Source organism: Pricia mediterranea, from assembly GCF_032248455.1.
GTDB classification, from domain to species: Bacteria; Bacteroidota; Bacteroidia; order Flavobacteriales; family Flavobacteriaceae; genus Pricia; species Pricia mediterranea.
In genome coordinates, this window is sequence record NZ_JAVTTP010000001.1 from 4,238,677 (window position 1) to 4,258,117 (window position 19,441).

At 46.9% G+C, this 19,441-nt stretch carries 14 protein-coding genes; 7 read left to right on the forward strand and 7 right to left on the reverse strand.

What is annotated here, in order from left to right:
* Positions 1–83: 83 nt before the first annotated feature.
* The gene (locus tag RQM65_RS17420) at positions 84–521 is read right to left on the reverse strand and encodes a DUF8810 domain-containing protein (RefSeq protein ID WP_314016722.1); all 438 of its coding nucleotides are present in this window, start codon (positions 519–521) and stop codon (positions 84–86) included.
* A 413-nt stretch (positions 522–934) separates the two neighbouring features.
* Complete coding sequence (locus tag RQM65_RS17425) at positions 935–2,641, reverse strand: potassium channel family protein (protein WP_314016723.1); 1,707 nt, start codon at positions 2,639–2,641, stop codon at positions 935–937.
* Between the two features lie 474 nt (positions 2,642–3,115).
* Between RQM65_RS17425 and RQM65_RS17430 the strand changes: the two genes are divergently transcribed.
* The 3 genes from RQM65_RS17430 (at position 3,116) to RQM65_RS17440 (ending at position 7,990) form a co-directional block, all read left to right on the forward strand.
* Positions 3,116–4,348, forward strand: a complete 1,233-nt coding sequence (locus RQM65_RS17430) for a TolB-like translocation protein (RefSeq protein WP_314016724.1) — start codon at positions 3,116–3,118, stop codon at positions 4,346–4,348.
* A gap of 336 nt (positions 4,349–4,684) precedes the next feature.
* Positions 4,685–6,727 (forward strand): PorP/SprF family type IX secretion system membrane protein, encoded by a 2,043-nt coding sequence (locus RQM65_RS17435; protein ID WP_314016725.1) that lies wholly within the window; start codon positions 4,685–4,687, stop codon positions 6,725–6,727.
* 480 nt (positions 6,728–7,207) lie between these two features.
* Complete coding sequence (locus RQM65_RS17440) at positions 7,208–7,990, forward strand: response regulator transcription factor (protein WP_314016726.1); 783 nt, start codon at positions 7,208–7,210, stop codon at positions 7,988–7,990.
* Between the two features lie 151 nt (positions 7,991–8,141).
* Here RQM65_RS17440 and RQM65_RS17445 read toward each other — a convergent pair whose 3' ends face one another.
* Together RQM65_RS17445 and RQM65_RS17450 are read right to left on the reverse strand one after the other, a co-directional pair.
* The gene (locus RQM65_RS17445) at positions 8,142–8,531 is read right to left on the reverse strand and encodes a response regulator (RefSeq protein ID WP_314016727.1); all 390 of its coding nucleotides are present in this window, start codon (positions 8,529–8,531) and stop codon (positions 8,142–8,144) included.
* A gap of 3 nt (positions 8,532–8,534) precedes the next feature.
* Complete coding sequence (locus RQM65_RS17450; RefSeq protein ID WP_314016728.1) at positions 8,535–10,121, reverse strand: sensor histidine kinase; 1,587 nt, start codon at positions 10,119–10,121, stop codon at positions 8,535–8,537.
* Positions 10,122–10,265: 144 nt separating this feature from the next.
* On the opposite strand from RQM65_RS17450, the gene RQM65_RS17455 reads away from it, so the two are divergent.
* From RQM65_RS17455 to RQM65_RS17465, 3 genes are all read left to right on the forward strand, one after another.
* On the forward strand, positions 10,266–10,499 hold the full coding sequence (locus RQM65_RS17455) for a hypothetical protein (RefSeq protein ID WP_314016729.1): 234 nt from the start codon (positions 10,266–10,268) through the stop codon (positions 10,497–10,499).
* Positions 10,500–10,589: 90 nt separating this feature from the next.
* On the forward strand, positions 10,590–11,225 hold the full coding sequence (locus RQM65_RS17460) for an NAD(P)H-dependent oxidoreductase (protein WP_314016731.1): 636 nt from the start codon (positions 10,590–10,592) through the stop codon (positions 11,223–11,225).
* A gap of 298 nt (positions 11,226–11,523) precedes the next feature.
* Positions 11,524–12,720: a DegT/DnrJ/EryC1/StrS family aminotransferase gene (locus RQM65_RS17465; RefSeq protein ID WP_314016733.1), complete on the forward strand. Its 1,197-nt coding sequence runs from the start codon at positions 11,524–11,526 to the stop codon at positions 12,718–12,720.
* Positions 12,721–12,783: 63 nt separating this feature from the next.
* On the opposite strand, the gene RQM65_RS17470 is transcribed toward RQM65_RS17465, so the two are convergent.
* The gene (locus RQM65_RS17470) at positions 12,784–14,274 is read right to left on the reverse strand and encodes an acyl-CoA dehydrogenase family protein (protein WP_314016735.1); all 1,491 of its coding nucleotides are present in this window, start codon (positions 14,272–14,274) and stop codon (positions 12,784–12,786) included.
* A gap of 610 nt (positions 14,275–14,884) precedes the next feature.
* Here RQM65_RS17470 and RQM65_RS17475 point away from each other — a divergent pair.
* On the forward strand, positions 14,885–16,285 hold the full coding sequence (locus RQM65_RS17475; protein WP_314016737.1) for an alpha/beta hydrolase family protein: 1,401 nt from the start codon (positions 14,885–14,887) through the stop codon (positions 16,283–16,285).
* 105 nt (positions 16,286–16,390) lie between these two features.
* Here the strand turns inward: RQM65_RS17475 and ribB are convergent, their stop codons facing one another.
* Both ribB and RQM65_RS17485 read right to left on the reverse strand, forming a co-directional pair.
* Positions 16,391–17,533 carry a 3,4-dihydroxy-2-butanone-4-phosphate synthase gene (gene ribB / locus RQM65_RS17480; RefSeq protein ID WP_314016738.1) on the reverse strand — a complete coding sequence of 381 codons (1,143 nt, stop codon included), beginning with the start codon at positions 17,531–17,533 and terminating at the stop codon, positions 16,391–16,393.
* Positions 17,530–19,152 (reverse strand): LptF/LptG family permease, encoded by a 1,623-nt coding sequence (locus tag RQM65_RS17485; protein ID WP_314016739.1) that lies wholly within the window; start codon positions 19,150–19,152, stop codon positions 17,530–17,532. The genes ribB and RQM65_RS17485 overlap by 4 nt, the downstream gene beginning before the upstream one ends.
* Between the last annotated feature and the right edge of the window lie 289 nt (positions 19,153–19,441).

A 19,441-nucleotide genomic window follows, 5' to 3' on the forward strand; every position in this document is an offset into this window, starting at 1 on the left:
ACAAGGATTTGAACAAGCCGCAAGGGTGGGGATAGGGTGAAAACAGCGCGTCTAAACCTAAGAATCCCTTAAAATACAAATTTTTAGGATGCTTCTACAATCGCGATCTCTTCCTCGGTCAACCCGTAGAGGTCATGGATCATCGTATTGAGCACCTTATTTGTTTGGCTAATCTCGTTCTGAAGATTGAACACTTTTTCCTGCTGTGTCTTAAAGTATCTTGACCATTCGGCTTCTTGCTCTAGGCCTAGGTTTTCAACTTCTGGACGGGCGGCTTTACGGCGGATGCGGTTCTCGCTGTTGATCGCCTTGTTCAGCTCCTGTAAGAATTGTTTGGTGCTCAGATTATACCAGGCCGTTAGTTTTTTGGATGGCATTCCCTCTTCTTTACTGCTGCGGATGTTTTCCTGTATTTCGGGATTGAGGAAGTATTTGGAATACCTGCGGTAGGCCTTTTCTACTGCGGTTCGGTCTTGTTGGGAAAGGTAATTTTTAAGAACGGAGGTCTGGAACAGGAGCATTGGCGGTCTACGATGGTTAGTATGCCTAAAAATAGGAAAGTTTATGCAGATATCGCTTTCACAACGAAAAAGTCACTCCCGGTGACGCTGTTTCAAGGGATAGCCTAGGGTGAACGAATGTAGCTGCTGCCAATAGGGGCCAAGAGCCAACCAACCAAGACAGAAGAATCAAGAGCCAGGAGCCAAGAACCAAGAGCCAAGTCCCTTACCCGGGCCGGGGGCCCGTGATTGTGAACTGAGGCTTACAATTGGCAAGATTATGGGTTTATATGTTTATGAGTTCATAAAAACTTAACTTGTTGTTTTACCGTAATTTGAGTGACTTGTAAGACGACAGACAAGAAGGTCTTGTTTCTTGATTCTTGTAGCGCAGCGGTCTTGTTTCTTTCATTGCAGCGCAGCGGTCTTGGTTCTCATTGTCCGTTCCCGTAAATCTTGTTGAACTTGTCCCGCATCTTGGTCGTGCCGAGCATCACGATTTCCGCATCTGGGGGGAGTAGGGTGTCGGCGGACATTTGGGTGCTTACTTCCCCGTTTTCCTTGATGGCGATGACGGAGAGTCCCGTTTTCGCCCCAATGCCCGATTCGGCCAAGGTCTTATCTTGCAAGGATGGGGGTATGGGGTCGATAAAGAGTGCGATTCCCTCCCCGAGCACGGTCAGTTCGCGGTCTTTTGAGATGGCGAGTACGGCCTCGGAACCCAAGGCCGCGTAGCTCAGTACAAAATTGGCGCCGGCGCGATGCATGATATCCATGTTCCGGACCTCGGATATTCGGCTGACGATTTTCAGTTCTTGGTGCAGTTGACGGCAATACGAGGCGAGAAAGATATTCATGGTATCGTCGTGGGTGGAAAGTATGACCGAAGGGGTCTTCAAGATACCCGCTTTTTTCAGTAGGTCATAATCCGAAGCCGTTCCCGGAAAAACTTCGTTGCAGATCGGGGCCGCCTTTTTGCATATCGCCGGATCCATTTCTACCAAGTTCACGGGGATACCGTCTTTGTGCAAGGCCTTTATAGCGGCAAACCCCACCCGGCCCCCGCCGATGACCAATACGGGGTTGGGGTTAACATCGTATTCGTGGAAGAGTTCGTCGATATTATCGAGTTGCTCTTTGCTACCGATAATGACGAGGACACAGTCGTAGGTCAGTTTTTGGGAATTCTTGATCGGTCGCATCCTACCTTTCTTCCAGATGGCCACGACACTGACCCCGAACTTTTGGCGCAATTCCGTTTCCTTGACGGTCTTTGACACCAAGGGCGTATTGTTAACGGGCAGTTCGGCGATAAACAGGTCTTCATACTGCCCGATGGGCCGCGATCTGGCGTGTTGCGCATTGACCCGGTTGGCCAATTGTTCCCCAAGCCATCTTTTAATTGGCAGCACATGGTCGGCCCCGCTCAACTGCAGCACATCGACCGATTCGTCGTCCGTAGCTATCGCGATGATGGGAACATCGGGAGAGCCTTGGCGGATGACGAGAATAATCTTGGTGTTGACCGTATCTTCCCTGTTGACAAGAACCAATTTGGCCTGATACGTATTGGCATTGCGAAAGGTTTCCCGATGGTATAGGTCGCCCCGTATGACGGGAATTCTGCGATCGTGATATTCCAAGGCCTTGGTCAGATCGGGCTCGATGATGAAATAGGGGGTGCCTTCTTGCTCCAACCGCTCTATAAGGTCCTCCGCCACGGTATCGTAGGCGCAGATCAAGACATGGTCTTTGGTGCCCGAAGGTACTTGTCGGGGTACCCTGTTCCTGTCTTTAGACTCCAAAAGAGGTACGTAGAAGTGCCGGATAAAGGCGAAGGGCAGTACGATCAAGAGGGCGATGATACCGGTAATGAGCACGAGAATACTGAAAACACGGCCGAGATCGGTCTGGAATGTAATATCGCCGAAGCCAAGGGTGCTCATTACGGTAAACGTCCAATAAAATCCCGTTATCCAAGAATGGTCCTGTCCCTCGTGTTCCATAATGACATGGAAGATTACGGAGTAGAGACAGATAATGATCGTCAGAAAGATCAAGTACTTTAAAAGAATCTTTGAATTCCTTTTAAAGTCCCTATCCTTCATGTAATAGGCCAACTGACTGCCGACAAATTTCATATCCTGTATTTCAATGATATCCCCGCGCAATTTACGTCGGGTTTTTCAAAGGACAAGCGAAAAGGGATAATAGGGCCATTATGCCTATAGAATTCCCGGTGGGTCTGTCCGCCCCCGACCATTGGCAAGCATGAACGATGGAAGAAGGACGGAAAGAGCAAGGAAGAAAGATGAATATATGTTCCGGACCTGGACAATGAAACGGCAAGACCAAAAACCCTGCAGTTCATCGAAAAAATTGGAAAATCCGATTGTTTTACCTGTGAACCATCCCAAAAAAGGATGCTTTCTTCCTAAAGTTAAATAAAATAAGGGGTTCCCGGAGGCTTCATGCCGATACATCATCCTTAAAAACCATCTTTTTTTAACAATATCCGTCCCTGAAAATCCAAAACCTATGAATTTTTACTAAGTAGGCAACGGGAATGTTTTGTGAACTTTGTCGAAGTTATTAACCCATTAATCGATAAAATCATGAAATACCCCCTGACCTACAATGTGATTTTCGGTTGCGCCATGACCTGCCTGAGCTATTCGGTATCCGCACAGGATATCCATAGGAATAGTTCAAGCGATAACGCCACGAAAATCGAAAAACGAATGGAAAATTACCGTACCCTTAAAAACATGGGCTACGATGACAAAGCCATCTACGAAGACCTTGGCAATGCCAATTTTCTCAATAAAGACTACGAAACTGCCGTGTTCTGGTATAAAAAATTAAAGGATACCAGTGAAAAAGGGACCTTGAAGTCCACCTACAATAAAAGATATCAACATGCACTGGGCCAGTTAACGTCCAACACTTCAAACGGTGCCGAGCAAAACGATTGGTTGGCAATGATCCAATCCGACTATCAGGTAGCCGGTACGGACCAAGGCACCGCCAAGTACCGGGACTTGGATTTCAACCGCGCGAACGATGTGCAGTTCGTGGAGAACCAATTGCTATCGGAGGTTGACATCGAACTATCGGAAAAAGAAAGTGCTGAAATACAGAACAGGTACCAGGCACCGATTGCCCTGACCCCGGACGGGAACACCGCGTATTTCAGCAAGCCCAAATATGTTAACCCCCTTTATGGTGCTTTTTCCAAAAAACAGTTGGTGCACCGGATCTATAAGGCGGAAAAGAAAAACGGACAATGGAAAAACGTGCGGGAAGTCGCCGTGGCCCCGAAACATGCATCCGTAATGCATCCCGCCTTGTCCGAAGACGGGAAGCGGCTGTTCTTTGCCTCGAACATGCCCGGCACCTTTGGGGACTACGATATCTATGTATCCACGGTCAAAAAGGACGGAAGCCTGGGAATCGCCAAGAATTTGGGAAGGAAGGTCAATACCAAGAAAAACGACCTGTACCCTCAAATAGTCCAAGGCAATACCCTATCATTTGCCTCCGAAGGCCATAGGGGCCAAGGCGGACTCGATGTCTATATGGCCCAAGTGGGCCGTGCCAATGTGAGCCTGGCCATTAACCTGGGCGGAGATATCAACAGTGCCGCCGATGAATTCGCCGTGGCCTTGACCTCCAAGAACGGAACCGGTTACGTCATGTCGAACAACGGCCGAAAGAAGACCGACGTTCAGAAAGTAGCGTTTTCATATGATGACAACGACGGATCCGAACAGGGCGACTACGACATTCTAGAAGCGCTGAACAATTCCCAAATCGATTATACCAGTTCGATTTTTGAAGACGAATAAAAAAGGGACCTAAGACCGCTGCGCTTTATGACGTAGAACGTAAGACAAATGGATTTCTATGAAATCGTCTAACGCTCGCAAATAAAAATCCTACGTCCTAAGTCCTACAGTCTTACGTCTTAAACATGACCCTACAGACCGTAAGCCGATACCTTAAGGCCCGGTTCGTATAATACTGTGCAGCGGATGCATTGGGTCGGTCGGCAGGCAAGCTTATCGAATGAGTTTTCCCTACGCCGATCCATCATCCCACAGTAAAAAGAGTAAACAGTGTACGGTAATCAGTTTACAGCGCACTGTTCGATTGCCCCACAGATTAACCATAATGTGACTGCCATGAAAACCCCTACCGTAACAAACTTAAAAATAGGAACGCTTCTCTTGTTTTGCGCCATCCTAGGCCTACAGAGCAGCTTCGGTCAAGAAGAAGTGCCCAACTTGGGCACCAAGAGCACCTATCACAACCAGTTGTTCTTTAACCGCTTTTTGATCAACCCGACCTTTTCTTTGGTCCGCGAGAACAAATCATATATCAACATACTGCATAGAAACCAATATGCGACTTTTGAGGATAACGACCAGAACTATTTTCTTGGGTTCAGCAATAAATTGAACGACCGCACCGCCCTTGGCATCAGTGTTTATAGCCAATGGTCAGGCGTCGTACAGGAATTCGGCTTTAATGCCAACTACGCCACGGCAGTACGCCTGGGCGAAAAAAACAAGCTGACTTTCGGTACTAACGTAACCTATTTTACAGAGGGCCTGGACAAGAACCGGATCATCGTTGCCGATGCCGATAACAAACTTGAAGCGACGCAAAAGGAAAGCCAGTTGGCCATTCAGCCCGGGGTTACCCTGTCGTTGGGACAGTTCGATATCGGACTTTACGCCCAAGAACTGTTGAACTACAATCAGACCACGAACGAATTCGCGACCAACCTGGGCGCCAAGAACGTGAAGGCTTCTCTACAATATACCTATGAGTTTATGCAGAACCGTGGGCTGCTCGCCAATGCCCGGCTGATGCCGATGGTACAGGTAGGCCAGAACGAAGATGGCAGTATGAACTATATCGGTTCTATGTTGCTCGACCTGCCCGATTACGGCTGGTTCCAAACCAATTTTGATCAGGAATACGGACTTTCATTGGGACTTGGGTTTAATGTAAGCAAAAAAATGTCCCTCGGTTATTTGTTGGAAAGGGATCTGATGAACGAGGAAACGGACCTGGGATGGAACCACGAAGTGACCCTGGCCTATACCTTAGATCGGGAGCACAATGCCAAAGGCCTTTTTGCTGAAGGCTCGGAGGATGAAAAAGTAGACCGTATCGTTCGGAACTACGAGGAGCAGATTTTGGCCCTTAAAGAAGAAGTGGAAAAGAACAAAGCGGCCCTTAACGCCAAGGATGCCGGAACGCAGGTAGCTGACAGCGATGCGATGGACACTAGGTCTAACAGCACCGAAAGCGATTTAGGATATAATGCGGATGCCGTTGCCGATCGGGACGTGATGGAGGCCATGGCCGATATGAACGATGCGGAGGCCAACGCCCTAGCCTACGAAAACCGGTTGATCCTAGACGAGCTTATTCTTCGTCAAGACTCCATCGATGCCGCCCGAAGTGCCGCTTTCGATAAGCAATTGGCCGCCGTGGTCGATGGTTTAAAGAAAGAGCTCAAAGGGAACAATGGCGCACCTGGCGCGGAATATATTGCCACATCGCAGCCTGCGGTTGCTTCCAATGCTATTAAGTCCGAGATTTTAAAGCGGATGAATGCTGATTCGGAGAACAAAACACCTGTAAAAGCGCCGATTCAAGAAAATTCTATGATTGCGGGTGCCAAAACAGTGGTCGAACCGATAAAGAACGTGGCTCCGGTCATTGAAACTACCGAGGCGGTCGCCGATAACGCGCTGGTTGAAAAAACTGACGCTTTTGAAGAGACCTATACCCGTAAGTTCGAGTTCGAGCCGGTACACAAGGTTTTAGGGGAGATCATCGCCAAACCTGCAGTAACCGAAAATGCGGATACCGACGATATGAAGAACGGGGTCAAACTGCCTATCAAGACGATGAAGAAGTCCGATTTGGTCGGGGTGAAGTCCGGATACTACGTCATCGCCAACGTATTCAAGACCAAGAAATATCTTGACGCCTTTTTGGGCGACCTAAGGAAGAAAGGCTTGGATGCAGGGTACTTCTACAATAAAGAAAACGGATTGCACTACGTTTATTTGGCCGACTACAACTATAAATCCGATGCCAAAACGGCGTATGTATCCAATATGAACGGACAGTACAATGCGGATAAGTGGATCATGCAAGTGGATAATACGGCGACCATCGTCGATAACTTTTACGAAGATCAATAGAATTACAATACTACAATATGGTTAGTGGGACCTTGTTTTTCGAAAAGAAGGATTAGGTAAAATTACAGCGGGAGAGGTCCCGCTGTTTTTTTTGTTTCCTTAAAATGACAAATTTATTTTATCGAAAAAATCGGATGTACTACACAAAATTTTGGCAAATAACGGTAGTTGGACGAAAAACTATGCTAAATCCATAGGTCGGTTTTGATTTTTACTAAGTTTGGATTCTAAACAGAACATAAAAGAAAGAATTCTTTAAAAATTTAACCTTAGTAGAAACCCAAATCCCACACCATGAGATCCTACCTACATCTACCTCGTTATCCAGAAGAAAAGAATTTCGAAACGAAGTTCAAATCTACTTCACTTCAAAAAGTAAAACGTAAAGACTGTTTTAATTAAGTGCGTGTCGCCATCGCAATTATGTAGCTTGACAATGTAACCTGCATTGTTTCGCAAAATCGCCGGCACTCAAAGCGCATGCGTCATCTTACGGGCAACCTACCCGGCAAGATCGTGTCATCCGCATGCCTTGAACCGCGCTGGTTTTACATCCCAAATCTAATCGGTACCGTCTTGACCCTTAAAGGGTTAATGGACGCGACCACAAAATCCACTACCATGAGTATCAACACCTTAAATTGTATCGTAATCGATAATGATCAATCGTTTCACACCAAATACCGCAGTTATTTTGACAGTTTTACCGAGTACTCATTGGCCGATGTTTACACTTCGGCGGAAGAGGCTCTGGCCGAATATGACACCCACAATCCCGATATAGTTTTTATCGAGGTGGCTCTGAACGACGGGTGTGGAATAGATTATATTCAACATTTTAGGAAAAAAGACGCCCAAGTAAAAGTTATCATGTTGGGTGCGCAAAACGATTTTGACCTGGTCAAAAAAGCGTTCAAACATTCCGCTAACGGCTATATTTCCAAACCGGTCAATGCGCGGAAGCTTTACAACGCCCTTGATTCGATCAAGAACGAAGGGGCCACGATGAGCAACGACATCATCAGTCTGTTCGTCGCCACGTTCCAGCGTAAATCGCGCGAAATATTTTCGGAACGGGAAAATCAGGTGGTCGATTTGCTCTGCCAGGGCGCTACCTACAAGTCCATCGCCGAAAAATTGTTCGTAACCGCTAGTGCCGTCAACTTCCACGTGCAGAACATTTACCTGAAGCTCGATGTCAACTCCAAGTCCGAAGCCCTGCAAAAATTACAGCAGTTAGACTATGTCGGGAAAGCGGCCTAGGAGATCGATGAATGATTAAATCAAAGATTTTTACAGGGATGCGAGCGCATTCCGACTTTCCCTGAAGCCAAGAGACCGTTCGAAAGAGCGGTCTCTTTTTCGTTGTGATCGGCGTCGGTGGGGGGCATGGGTAGCAGGTTGATGCCCTGTTCTACACCGTATGTTTGGTACTGTCCATTTTTTCGACAATGAGCTCGAATTCATGCTTTAATTTATCCTCGTCGATGGGCTTTTGTATGATGTGAAGGGGGCTGTGATAGTTGGCTTTATCCAGGGTATCCTTATCCGAATTACCGGTAAGGAAAACGAAAGGTATTTGGTGTTTTTCTTTAATGATACCGGCTAATTCTATTCCGCTCCATCCTCCCGAAAGTCCGATGTCCAGTAATAAAACATCCGGGGTGTGCGTCTTTAATAATTCGAGGGTATCGTCGCCATTGTCGGTGCAAGCGAGTACTTCGTGCCCCATTGCGGTTATTATTTCTTCGAGAAACATTTGTATTATAAAATTGTCCTCTACAAGTATTACTTTTTTTGACATCGTCTATGAGGTTTGTTCAATTTCGTTGAATGTTATGATATAGTTGGTACCTTTCTTTGAGTTGTCCTTCTCAATATTGCCCCGTAACTGCAGGGCCAGCTTGTGGATCAATTTCAGGCCGAGCGATTTGGTATTCCTAAAATTAATATTCGGGGGAATGCCGGAACCATTGTCCCCGATGAAGAGCTTATACTGAATACTGCCTATCTTGATCAATTTTACCGAAAGGACCCCCTTTTCGCCGTCCGAAAACCCGTATTTCAAGGAATTGGTCGTAATCTCATTGATCAATAGTCCCAAGGGAATGGAGGTATCTATATTCAAATAGATATTCTCTACATCCATAACCAGTTTGATTTTATTTTTGTCCCCTTTCATGGAGGTAATAAGGACCTGAACCAATTTTTCGATATACGCGCCATAGTCGATTCGATTAAGATTGTCGCTCTTGTACAACATTTCATGTACCATCCCCATTGAATTAATCCGGTACTGGCTGTATCGGAACAACATTTTAATCTTGTCGTCTTTAATAAAGCTGGATTGTAAGCTCAAAAGGCTGGATACCACCTGTAGGTTATTTTTTACCCGATGGTGTATCTCTTTTATCAGGGTGTCCCTTTCGTGCAATCTGTTTTCTACCGCACGGTTCAATTTTGAGATATTTCTGTTTTTGACATGGAGCACATGCACAATGGTAATCAGAAAAAGTAGGCCTACTATCAGTGCAGCTCCAGTTCTGTAGGCTTCATTGCGAAATTTTTGAAGTTTGGCGTCAATCGCGGTATTGTTCGCTCTTGTAAACAACGTCCATTGGAGATTGTTTTCCAGATCGACCTTTTTTGAATAGAAGTTGGGATGACCTTGGGAATCGGTAGCGGAAAGGTCCTCTTCAAATTTTTTGTACAGATCGCCTTTTTCATCGAAGTACACCTCGTTCTTTGAATTGAGGATGCCGATTCGGGTGTCGTTGAAATATTGAAACCAATTTTCAACGTTCAGGTTGAGGCCAACGACCCCTTTCTGTTCCCCGTTGACCACGACGGGACTAAAAAAGCGTAGTGTCGGGCGATAGGGCCTTTCGATTTCCCCATCTTCCACGTTAAGGTCCAAATTCGAAACGAAAACTTTCCCTTTCGATAGCTGAGAGGCTTCCTTAAAGTAATATCTATCGCCCTTATATTGAAGGTCTTTCGGGCGTAGGGTGAAAACGGCTCCGCCTATTCGCTCTACCCGTATGACCTCGTTACCGGAGGCATTCAAGAACCTTCCCTGAAAGTAGTTGTCATCTACCTTAAGAAAATCGGAGAACTGCCGCTGGGCAAGGGAAACGGAAAAATCGTTTTCATGGTTCAGCGCTATCAGATTGGCCAAGAACTGCACGTTTTTTTTGCTAATCTGGTACAGTGCCGTCAAACGGACCTCGGCTTGGTTCAGTCGATTGTTGGATTTCTCAATTTCCAATGCCACCGCGTTCTGGGAATATATCTCGATTCTGTAGGTAATGGAGGTCCAAATAAACGCAATGGCCGCTATAAGTAAAATAAGTGAAAGTACAATAAGCCGCGCAGTCGTCAACTTGAACTTCATAGTGGGGGAAATATAGGTTTAACCAATTACGACAAGCTGTAAGAATTAATATGTGCAAACTTTTAATAAGTAAAATCCTACTTTTTAACCAGATATTTAGCAACAAATATATAAATTTTAACGTGATAATTAAAACCGGTTCTGGTGCTCCCAATTTATAATGGCGAAGGCATTGAATTTCTTAACTTCTCTTCAAGATTTCGGACTTCCGAGTTGAAAAAGGCCTATTTTATAAGCATTGCAGGTCAACCTTCTTTTAAATGGATAAAAGAAGGGGCAGATGCTATCTTGGCGGGTAGAGATTTGGAGCGGCAGGGTGGCATTGCAAGAAATCAAGTTGCCCATGTGGCCGGACCGTATCAAGGGATTATTTTTTGACGGCATTACCTGACTTTGTCCTTAAAATTGGGATATTTGCACAGTCATAAATATGCCAAATAGATTTGTATCCCAAAGACTTTGAATTTTATGAGTGACACAATCAAAAATCTCGAATGGCGCTATGCCGTCAAGAAATTCGACGCGGAGCGATTGCTGCCCCACGAAAAGGTTGAAAGCTTGAAACGTGCGTTCAATCTCACGGCGACATCCTTCGGTTTACAGCCCATTACTTTGTTGGTACTTCAGAACAAAGGGCTCCAAGAAGAATTGGTGGCCCATTCCTATGGTCAGCAACAGGTGGCGCAAGCCTCTCACGTGCTCGTTATCTGCATCCAAAAAACCATTAGTAAGGATTATATTACCAACTATTTCAAACAGGTGCAAAAAATCAGGGGCACCAGTGATTCCATTCTAAATCCCTTTAAGGAGGCTATGGTCGATGACTTTTCAAAAAAGGATGTTTTGGAAATCCGACAATGGGCCAAGAACCAGGCCTATTTGGCGTTGGGAAACCTGCTCACTATCTGTGCCATGGAAAAGGTCGATTCCTGCCCGATGGAAGGCTTCGATCCAATGGGATACGATGCCGTCTTGCAGTTGGAAAGCAAAGGCCTGAGTTCGGTCTTGGTGCTGCCGGTAGGCTATCGCGCCGAGGACGATATGTTCTCCGATTTCAAGAAAGTGCGGAAAGATTTGGACGATAGCGTTATTGAAATCGGTTGATTTGGGATGTGTTGATTTTAAAATTGGAAGATTCGGAGTGCGGGAAATTATGGGTTTGTGTCCTTATGCGGTTCGGTGGTTTGAAGATGCATTAATGGGATGAAAGATGGAAGGAGCAAGGAAGAAAGCCAACAAAACCTTCCTGGATCTGAAGAAGCCGGCCAAAATCTGGCAACATTAGTTTTATCCCTGCAGTCCCTGTTCCATCATCTTTTCGTTTTCTAATCCCTTTGTCACATTAAAAATCCTCCGTATTTTTTCACGGAAACTAGAGTTAAATCATAAACACGTATCACAAATGCCGGGATTTGAATTATTTGGAGATCAGGAAAGAGCACAAGTTCAGGATGTTTTAGATTCCGGGGTGCTGATGCGCTATGGTTTTGACGGGATGCGCAACGGTCACTGGAAGGCCGAGGAACTCGAAAAAGCCTTGGCACTCCGTATGGAGTCCAAGCACGCGCAGCTGGTGAGCAGTGGCACCGCTGCCCTAACGGTCGCCCTGGCCAGTGCCGGAGTAGGGGCTGGGGACGAGGTCATCATGCCCACCTTCACCTTTGTGGCCAGTTTTGAATCCATCTTGGCCCTGGGGGCGGTCCCGATGTTAACGGATGTCGATGACACCTTGACCTTGGCACCCGAAGCGGTAGAAAACGCGATCACTCCCAGAACGAAAGCGGTTATGCCCGTACACATGTGCGGATCGATGGCGGACCTGAACGCTTTGAAATCCATCTGTGACCGGCACGACCTGCTGCTGGTGGAAGATGCCTGTCAGGCCATCGGGGGTACTTTCGAGGGCAAACCCCTCGGTAGCTATGGTGATTTGGGATGTTTCTCCTTCGATTACGTCAAGACCATTACCTGCGGCGAAGGTGGGGCCGTCATTACCGATAATGACAGCTACAAATCGAATGCGGACCACTATTCCGACCACGGTCATGATCATGTCGGGATGGACAGGGGGGCGGAGTCACATCCTTTTTTAGGATACAACTATAGAATTTCCGAGCTTAACGCGGCAGTGGGCCTCGCACAAATAGCCCGTTTGGATGAATTTCTGGCCATCCAAAAGAAGCACTATACCGTGTTGCGGGAAGCCTTGGAGCCCTTTCCGGAAATTACCTTCCGTCGGGTACCCGAAGGCGGCGAGGAAAGCTACGCCTTCCTTAATTTCTTTCTGCCGGATGCCGACACGGCCAAAAAAGCCCATACCGCATTAGGCGATGCGGGCGTTGATGGCTGTTTCTACTGGTTCGATAACAACTGGCACTACTACCGAAAATGGGAGCATCTTGTCCAAAGAAAATCCCTCGGGAAATGGCCCCAAGAAGTATACGACCAGATGCCGGACTATTCAAAATCGGATTTTTCAAAGTCCGACCACTGGGTAGGGCGGAACATTTCGTGCCTGATCAAACTGGGCTGGACGGAAAAGGAAGTCCGGGAAAGGGCGGACAAGATGGTAGGGGCTATTCGGGGCGTTCTTCAGTAGTACTTGCACAAGGTCGCAAAGACTGCTGTGAAGATTTTACGGACCGGAAGTTGGACCGAAGCGCTACACAAAATCGTACCACTGGCTATTTGAACGATATTCTTCGATGGGTACGACCGTGTTTTTAGAATGGAAGGAATCGACCAATTCGGAGACGTCATGCCTTAAAATTTCGATACAATTTGTGATTAGGTCCTTCCTAAATCCCTTTTCCCCCATTTCCAGTACGAAATTCAAAGAAATAATCCTCGAGAATATTTTTCCAAGTACGATCATTTTTCTTTGTTTCAATGCTGGGGCGATAGTAAATGCGACCTCCTTTTTAAAGTGGGGGTGCGACTTGTCGGTAAGGTCAAAATCCTTTAGAAAATTATAAAGGTTGAAGTCCTTTTTGCGCTTCATCATTTTGACGATGATTTCGGCGATCTGGGTATAGAGCATTTCATTGGAGCCTTCGAATATTTGAAAGGCCCGGCTGTCCATAATTCCTCGACCTGCAATATTGTCCATCTTAAACCCTGTGGAGCCGTACAACTGGGTTGCTGTTTGTGCGGCTTCCTGCATCAGATCGGTCACGAAGGCCTTCATAGTGTTCGCCTCGACGCCCGAGTTCGAAAGATCCTTGTCTATACCACTGTGATCACTGCTTCTAAAGCACATTGCGGAGGCTACCGTAAAAGCGCACTGGATCTTTGAAATTTGATACTGCACCTGATCCAGCTCGATCAATTTTTTACCGCCGACGATTCTTTCGTTGCATTGTTTTATAGCTTCGTCCAGCATCCTTTTTATAAAACCGAGTGCCATTCCGGGAAATTGCATCCTACTTCTGTGAAGTATATCCAACATCATTTTTACGCCGGACGTTGTCGGTTCCAATTTAAATTGGGACGGTACCTGAATATCTACCCGGTTTTTCCCGTAGGGAATCATGTAAAGTCCGAGGTTATCATAATACTCTTCCACCACGATCTTCTGGTCGGGCCGGGTGACGTCGCATATGAAAAAATCGATATCCCTGCTCAGCTTTCCGGTGTTATTTTTTTCGCGTGACGCAATGAGCCAATAGTCCGCCATTCCCGTGAGACCTTGCCAATGTTTGGTCCCTTTGACCAAATAGCTGTCCCCGGTTTTCTCATTATAGGTTTCCATACCTAAGGCATTGCTGCCAAAAGCGGGTTCGGTGATCATGAGACCGCCCATGTTCTGTTTTTCGAGAAAGCGCTTGAAAATGTCGGCCTTGACCTCCGCATTGGCATATTTTGCGACCGGCTCCAAAAATAGGGCTATGTTGATACCGAAGGTCAGGGACAGGGAAAGGGATTCATACGAAGCCGCCGATAAAAGCCCCAGGCACTCTTTTACCTTTAATCCCCTGCCGCCATAATTTTCGGGAATGGCTACGGCCAGCGGGGTTTTGTCCATGATGTCGCGCAAAGCAACCGCAGGGATACCCCGTTCTTTACTGAACTTATCGATGTCATACCTTTCGTGAAAAACGCTTTTTAGAACGTTTTCAAACTCTTGAACGTACTCCCTGAAATTTTCAACCATTCCTCTTTATTTTGTGACCCGCGTGATCCGCGGTCACCTCTTCGTTGCTGGTATGCCTTGTTAAACTGCATTTACTTTGGCCCACAGGAAGCCTTCATTTTTTTTTGCAGATCGAAGCGCAAAAATAACCTCGATGGAAGCGCAAAACTATGACATTTGTCAGCATTCCGTTAAAAAAACAGACGATTTTATTTTCGGATGAGGGCATTGTTATTCGCCCTAGCATTCATATTTAAGGATGTATTTAAGATTGTATTCACCTCGTTTCTTCTTTTGTTGGGCGTCGGATTCTATTTCTATCTGAAATCGATTTGGTGCAGAGTATATACATAAAGGTTGAAAAAACTTAAGAAATTTATCGCCACGATAAAAAATTAGTCGGATATTCATTGAACGCGATTAGACTTCCATTTTTACCTGCAAATTTCACATTTTGCACCCCAATTTTGTCATTTATCGCAGCGTAGCTATGGCCATGCTGCTCAAAAAAGCCTCCCGAAAGCTTTCGGGATCGATACCAAACAAAAGTCTAAACGAGTTCATTGTCAAATGCCGATCAACTTTGATTTCTAACGTATCCCCAGATGAAAATAAAATGAAAAACCATATTATGAAAAAAGCAACTTTATTTCTCCTTACAGTAGGTATTACTTGCTCGGCATTGGCCCAGGAAATAACCGGTCAATGGCACGGCCTTTTGGAGATTCCGGGGAGTCCGCTGCGATTGGTGCTGAACATCGAAAAATCCGATTCGGGATATACCACGACTTTGGATAGCCCCGATCAGGGCGCCAAGGGCATCCCGGTCGATACGACCACTTTTACCAATGGAAAACTTGACCTTGCCGCGACGGTCTTGGGCCTGACCTATACTGCCGAATTGGTCGATGATACGCTAAAAGGTACTTTTAGGCAAGGGGGTCTGACCCTTCCCCTGGAAATGTCGCGGGAAGCTATCGAAGCTCCGCAGCGCAATCGACCGCAGGAGCCTAAAGAACCGTTTCCCTACTATACGGAGGCAATCCGTTTTAAAAACCCAGAAGCCGATATAGAACTGGCGGGCACTTTGACCCTGCCCAAAGAAACAGGAAAGTATCCCGTCGTGGTGTTGATTTCCGGAAGCGGCCCCCAAGATAGAAACGAAGAGCTGGCAGGACACAGGCCCTTTCTCGTCATCGCGGACCACCTGACCCGCAACGGCATCGGCGTTCTACGCTTTGACGACCGTGGGGTGGGGGAGTCCACCGGGGATTTTAAAAAGGCCACCTCACCCGATTTCGCATCGGATGTGGAAAGCGCGTTGGACTACCTGAAGACCCGAAAGGATATCGATACCGACCACATTGGTTTGATCGGTCATAGCGAAGGGGGTGTGGTTGCTCCGATGGTGGCTGCGGAAAGCGACGATGTCAGCTTTATCGTTCTAATGGCGGGAACAGGAATTCCCGGGAGCGACATATTGGCGATGCAAGGCAAGTTGATCGAAAAGGCGGCAGGTAAGTCGGATGCCGACGTCGAGCGCTCGGCGGCGATCCGGAAGAAAATAATCGACATGACGTTGGCATCCACCGATGTTCAACAGTTACGGGACGATTTGACGAATTACTTGAAAGGTGAAACGGACAATGCCGAATCTCAAGACTTGATACCGCAAGGGATGGATGTTGACCAGTTCATCAAATCCCAAGTAGACTTCATGGCCACGCCATGGATGGTATATTTTTTACGGCACGACCCCGCAAAAATTTTGGAAAATGTAGAATGTCCCGTACTGGCCATTAATGGTAGTAAGGATCTGCAAGTACCCGCTAAGGAAAATCTCTCCGCCATCGGCGACGCTCTAGAAAAAGCGGGTAATGAAGAGGTGACCCTAATCGAGCTTCCCGGCCTGAACCACCTTTTTCAGGAAAGCGAAACCGGCTCGCCCATGGAATACGGGAATATCGAACAGACGTTTTCGCCCAAAGCCCTGAAAACGATATCGGATTGGATTAAGGAGCAAACTAAATAAGTCTTTTCACCTTCCAATCGAAAAGTACCTTGGCCAGGCCATCTTTTATTCCATGCAAGGTAACTCTATTGACTTTCCATGCGTACTCCCATCTCAAATCCATCTTCAATACCCTACCTGCTCCACAATCTCCAGCCCGTAGCCCACAATCCCGACGCGCTTGGTCTGGGTCGAATTCGTAAGCAGACGTATTTTCGAAATATTGATATCGTGCAGAATTTGGGCGCCGACCCCGAAATCCTTTGTATCCATATCGATTTTAGGGGCTTTGTAGATGCCTTTTTCCTGGAGTTCCTTGAGTTCGGAAAGCCGGTTCAGAAGGTTGAGGGACTGGGACTCCTGGTTGATAAAGACAAAAGCGCCCTTGCCCTCCGCATTGATGGCGTTGAACATGTCTTCCAGCTTTTTATCGGGATTATTGGTCAGGGTGCCCAATATGTCATTGTTGACCAAGCTAGCGTTGATACGGGTCAGCACCGGCTCGTCGGACTTCCACCGTCCTTTGGTCAGGGCGATGTGTACCTGGTCGTTCGTCGTTTGTTGATACGCGTGCAGGCGAAATTTCCCGAACCGGGTCTCGATATCGAATTCCTCTTTCTTTTTGATGAGCGAATCGTGGTTCATCCGATAAGCGACCAAGTCCTCGATGGAGATGATCTTTAGTTCGAACTTTTTGGCGACCTCGACCAACTGTGGCAGCCGGGCCATGGTGCCGTCCTCGTTCAATATCTCTACCAGGATACCGGCGGGTTTGAGTCCCGCCAATCGCGCCAGGTCGATGGCCGCTTCGGTATGGCCGGTACGTCGTAAGACCCCGCCGTTTTTGGCACGCAGGGGGAAAATATGTCCCGGTCTTCCCAAGTCGTGGGGCTTGGTCTTCGGATCGACAAGCGACAGGATGGTTTTCGAGCGGTCGTGCACCGAAATTCCGGTCGTACAGCCATGTCCGATCAAATCGACGGATACGGTAAACTGGGTCTGGTGTAACACGGTATTGTTGCGGACCATCATCTCGAGTCCGAGTTCGTTGCACCGGTCTTCGGTAAGGGGCGCACAGATCAGTCCCCGACCGTATTTGGCCATAAAGTTGATCATTTCGGGCGTCACCTTTTCCGCAGCGGCAACAAAATCACCTTCGTTCTCCCGGTTCTCGTCGTCCACCACGATAATGACCTCCCCTTCCTGAATAGCGGCTATGGCATCTTCAATGGTATTTAGCGTAATTTCTTTTTCCATGTCGGCAATCATGCGTCAGCATCTTTTTTAATGAATATTCGCTTCAAACGGTCCAAGGCATTTCCAAAATTCATCATGCCCTTGTCCGCCGTAGCGCGTCTGGTCAGATATACGCCCAAAGGTAACATGATCAGCGATGATAGCCATGCGCCCAAAATGGGATTGATGTTTCCTTTATAGGCGTAATTCTTGGCAAAGACGCCCAAAAAGTAATAGGCCAGAAACAGAAGTATGGCAACGACCATGGGCAGGCCGATTCCCCCTTTACGTATGATCGCCCCCAAAGGTGCCCCGACAAAGAATAGGATGATACAGGATAGGGCCAGGGCATATTTCTCGTGCAAAGAAAAAATATGTCTGCGGTGAATCTCGTACCGCTTATCGAGTTCAATCTTTTTGCCCGTAACCGAGGTCAAAATATTAGCAACGGTATTTTTTGCCGTATTGATGAGCTGCAGCTGTTGCCAATCCTCAAACTGGTCGATGATGTTTATCTGTTTTTCGGAAACACCGTTTTCTTTGGATGAAGGGAACGAAGAACCGCCGCCTTCTTCAGGGGCAGTGGTAGCATCCGTCAGTGGTTCGGTGTCTTCGGGGAACGGGGGCTCTTCGGTAATACTGTTTTGATTATCCGTGGAAATCACATCGTCACCGGTAGCCGCAGCTTCGGCTTGGGATGCATTGTCCCGGTCCTCTTGTTGTGGCGGTGTTCCCGTTTTCTTGGGAGTGAGGGGGATAAAGCCTCCCATCCGATAAATGATGTTCTTGGAAAAGGCACGGACAATGCGTTCGTTATCCTGTTCCAGGGAATCCATATCCTTTAACAACCTGGAGACGTTCTTCATCTTTTCACGGTTCGATACGTTCTCTTCTTCCAGATCCATTTCCATTTCTGGAATCTCGATGTTCATCCTATAGATATCGAAGTCCGCCTTTGCAAAGGGGCGCTTTTTCTTTTCGGAGGCCCTTTTCGTTTCGATATCGGTATAATAGTGCCCATCGCGCAGTACCAACTGAATAATTTCGGAGGCTTCGCTACTGATCAGTTCCCCCGTCTTTGCTTTAATTACGGTGCTGTTGACGTTGGCCGCTGTTTTTTCATGGATGATGACATTTTTCAAAAACCGGTCCTTCTTTCCGTATTTTTCGTCCACTTTAATGCTCATGCCTTCAAAATCGCTGAACACGCCCTTTTCGATGGCAGCTGCCGGTTTGACCTTGGCGATATTGCGGCGCATATTATAGATTTTCTGTTCGGCGGCGGGAATAACGTTGTTCGCAAAATAGAAGGTAACCCCGCCCAGTATCACCATAAATATGATCAAAGGGAGCATGGAGCGCTGCAACGAGATTCCGGACGCCTTCATGGCGGCGAACTCATAGTTTTCGGCAAAGGTGCCAAAGGTCAAAATGGAAGCGAGCAGTACGGTTAGGGGCAATACCTTTTCGGTAAGGCTGGGCATCATGTAGAAAAAGAACTTGCCGATAATCACAACGTCGAGGCCCTTTCCCGCAAAATCGTCTATAAACAGCCAGATGGTCTGAAAGATGAAAATAAACATCAATATCACGAACGAACTAAAAAAGTTGTAGAGGAATCGCGATAAAATGTACCGATCTAAAATTCTCAAGGTCTGATTTCTAATTTAAGCGCTTCGGCGTAAAACCTAACTGAACTATTTATTTGCATCTGTCGTCCTTCTGGGGGAATGTTCTATCGAGGTCAGGTCTTTTGCATTCAGGTGAACCGTAGTTTATTTTTAAAAACGTCTTCTTGTCATCCTATTTCCTTTATCAAGGTTTTTCCGCGATTCGGACCCGTTCGATTTGTCAGGATCCCCGTGACCTTTAACCAATCCTACCGGCTTTCCTTAGTCGTCCATCATCCTTTCGTCCTTCCGTCTTTCACCCTTTTGTCCT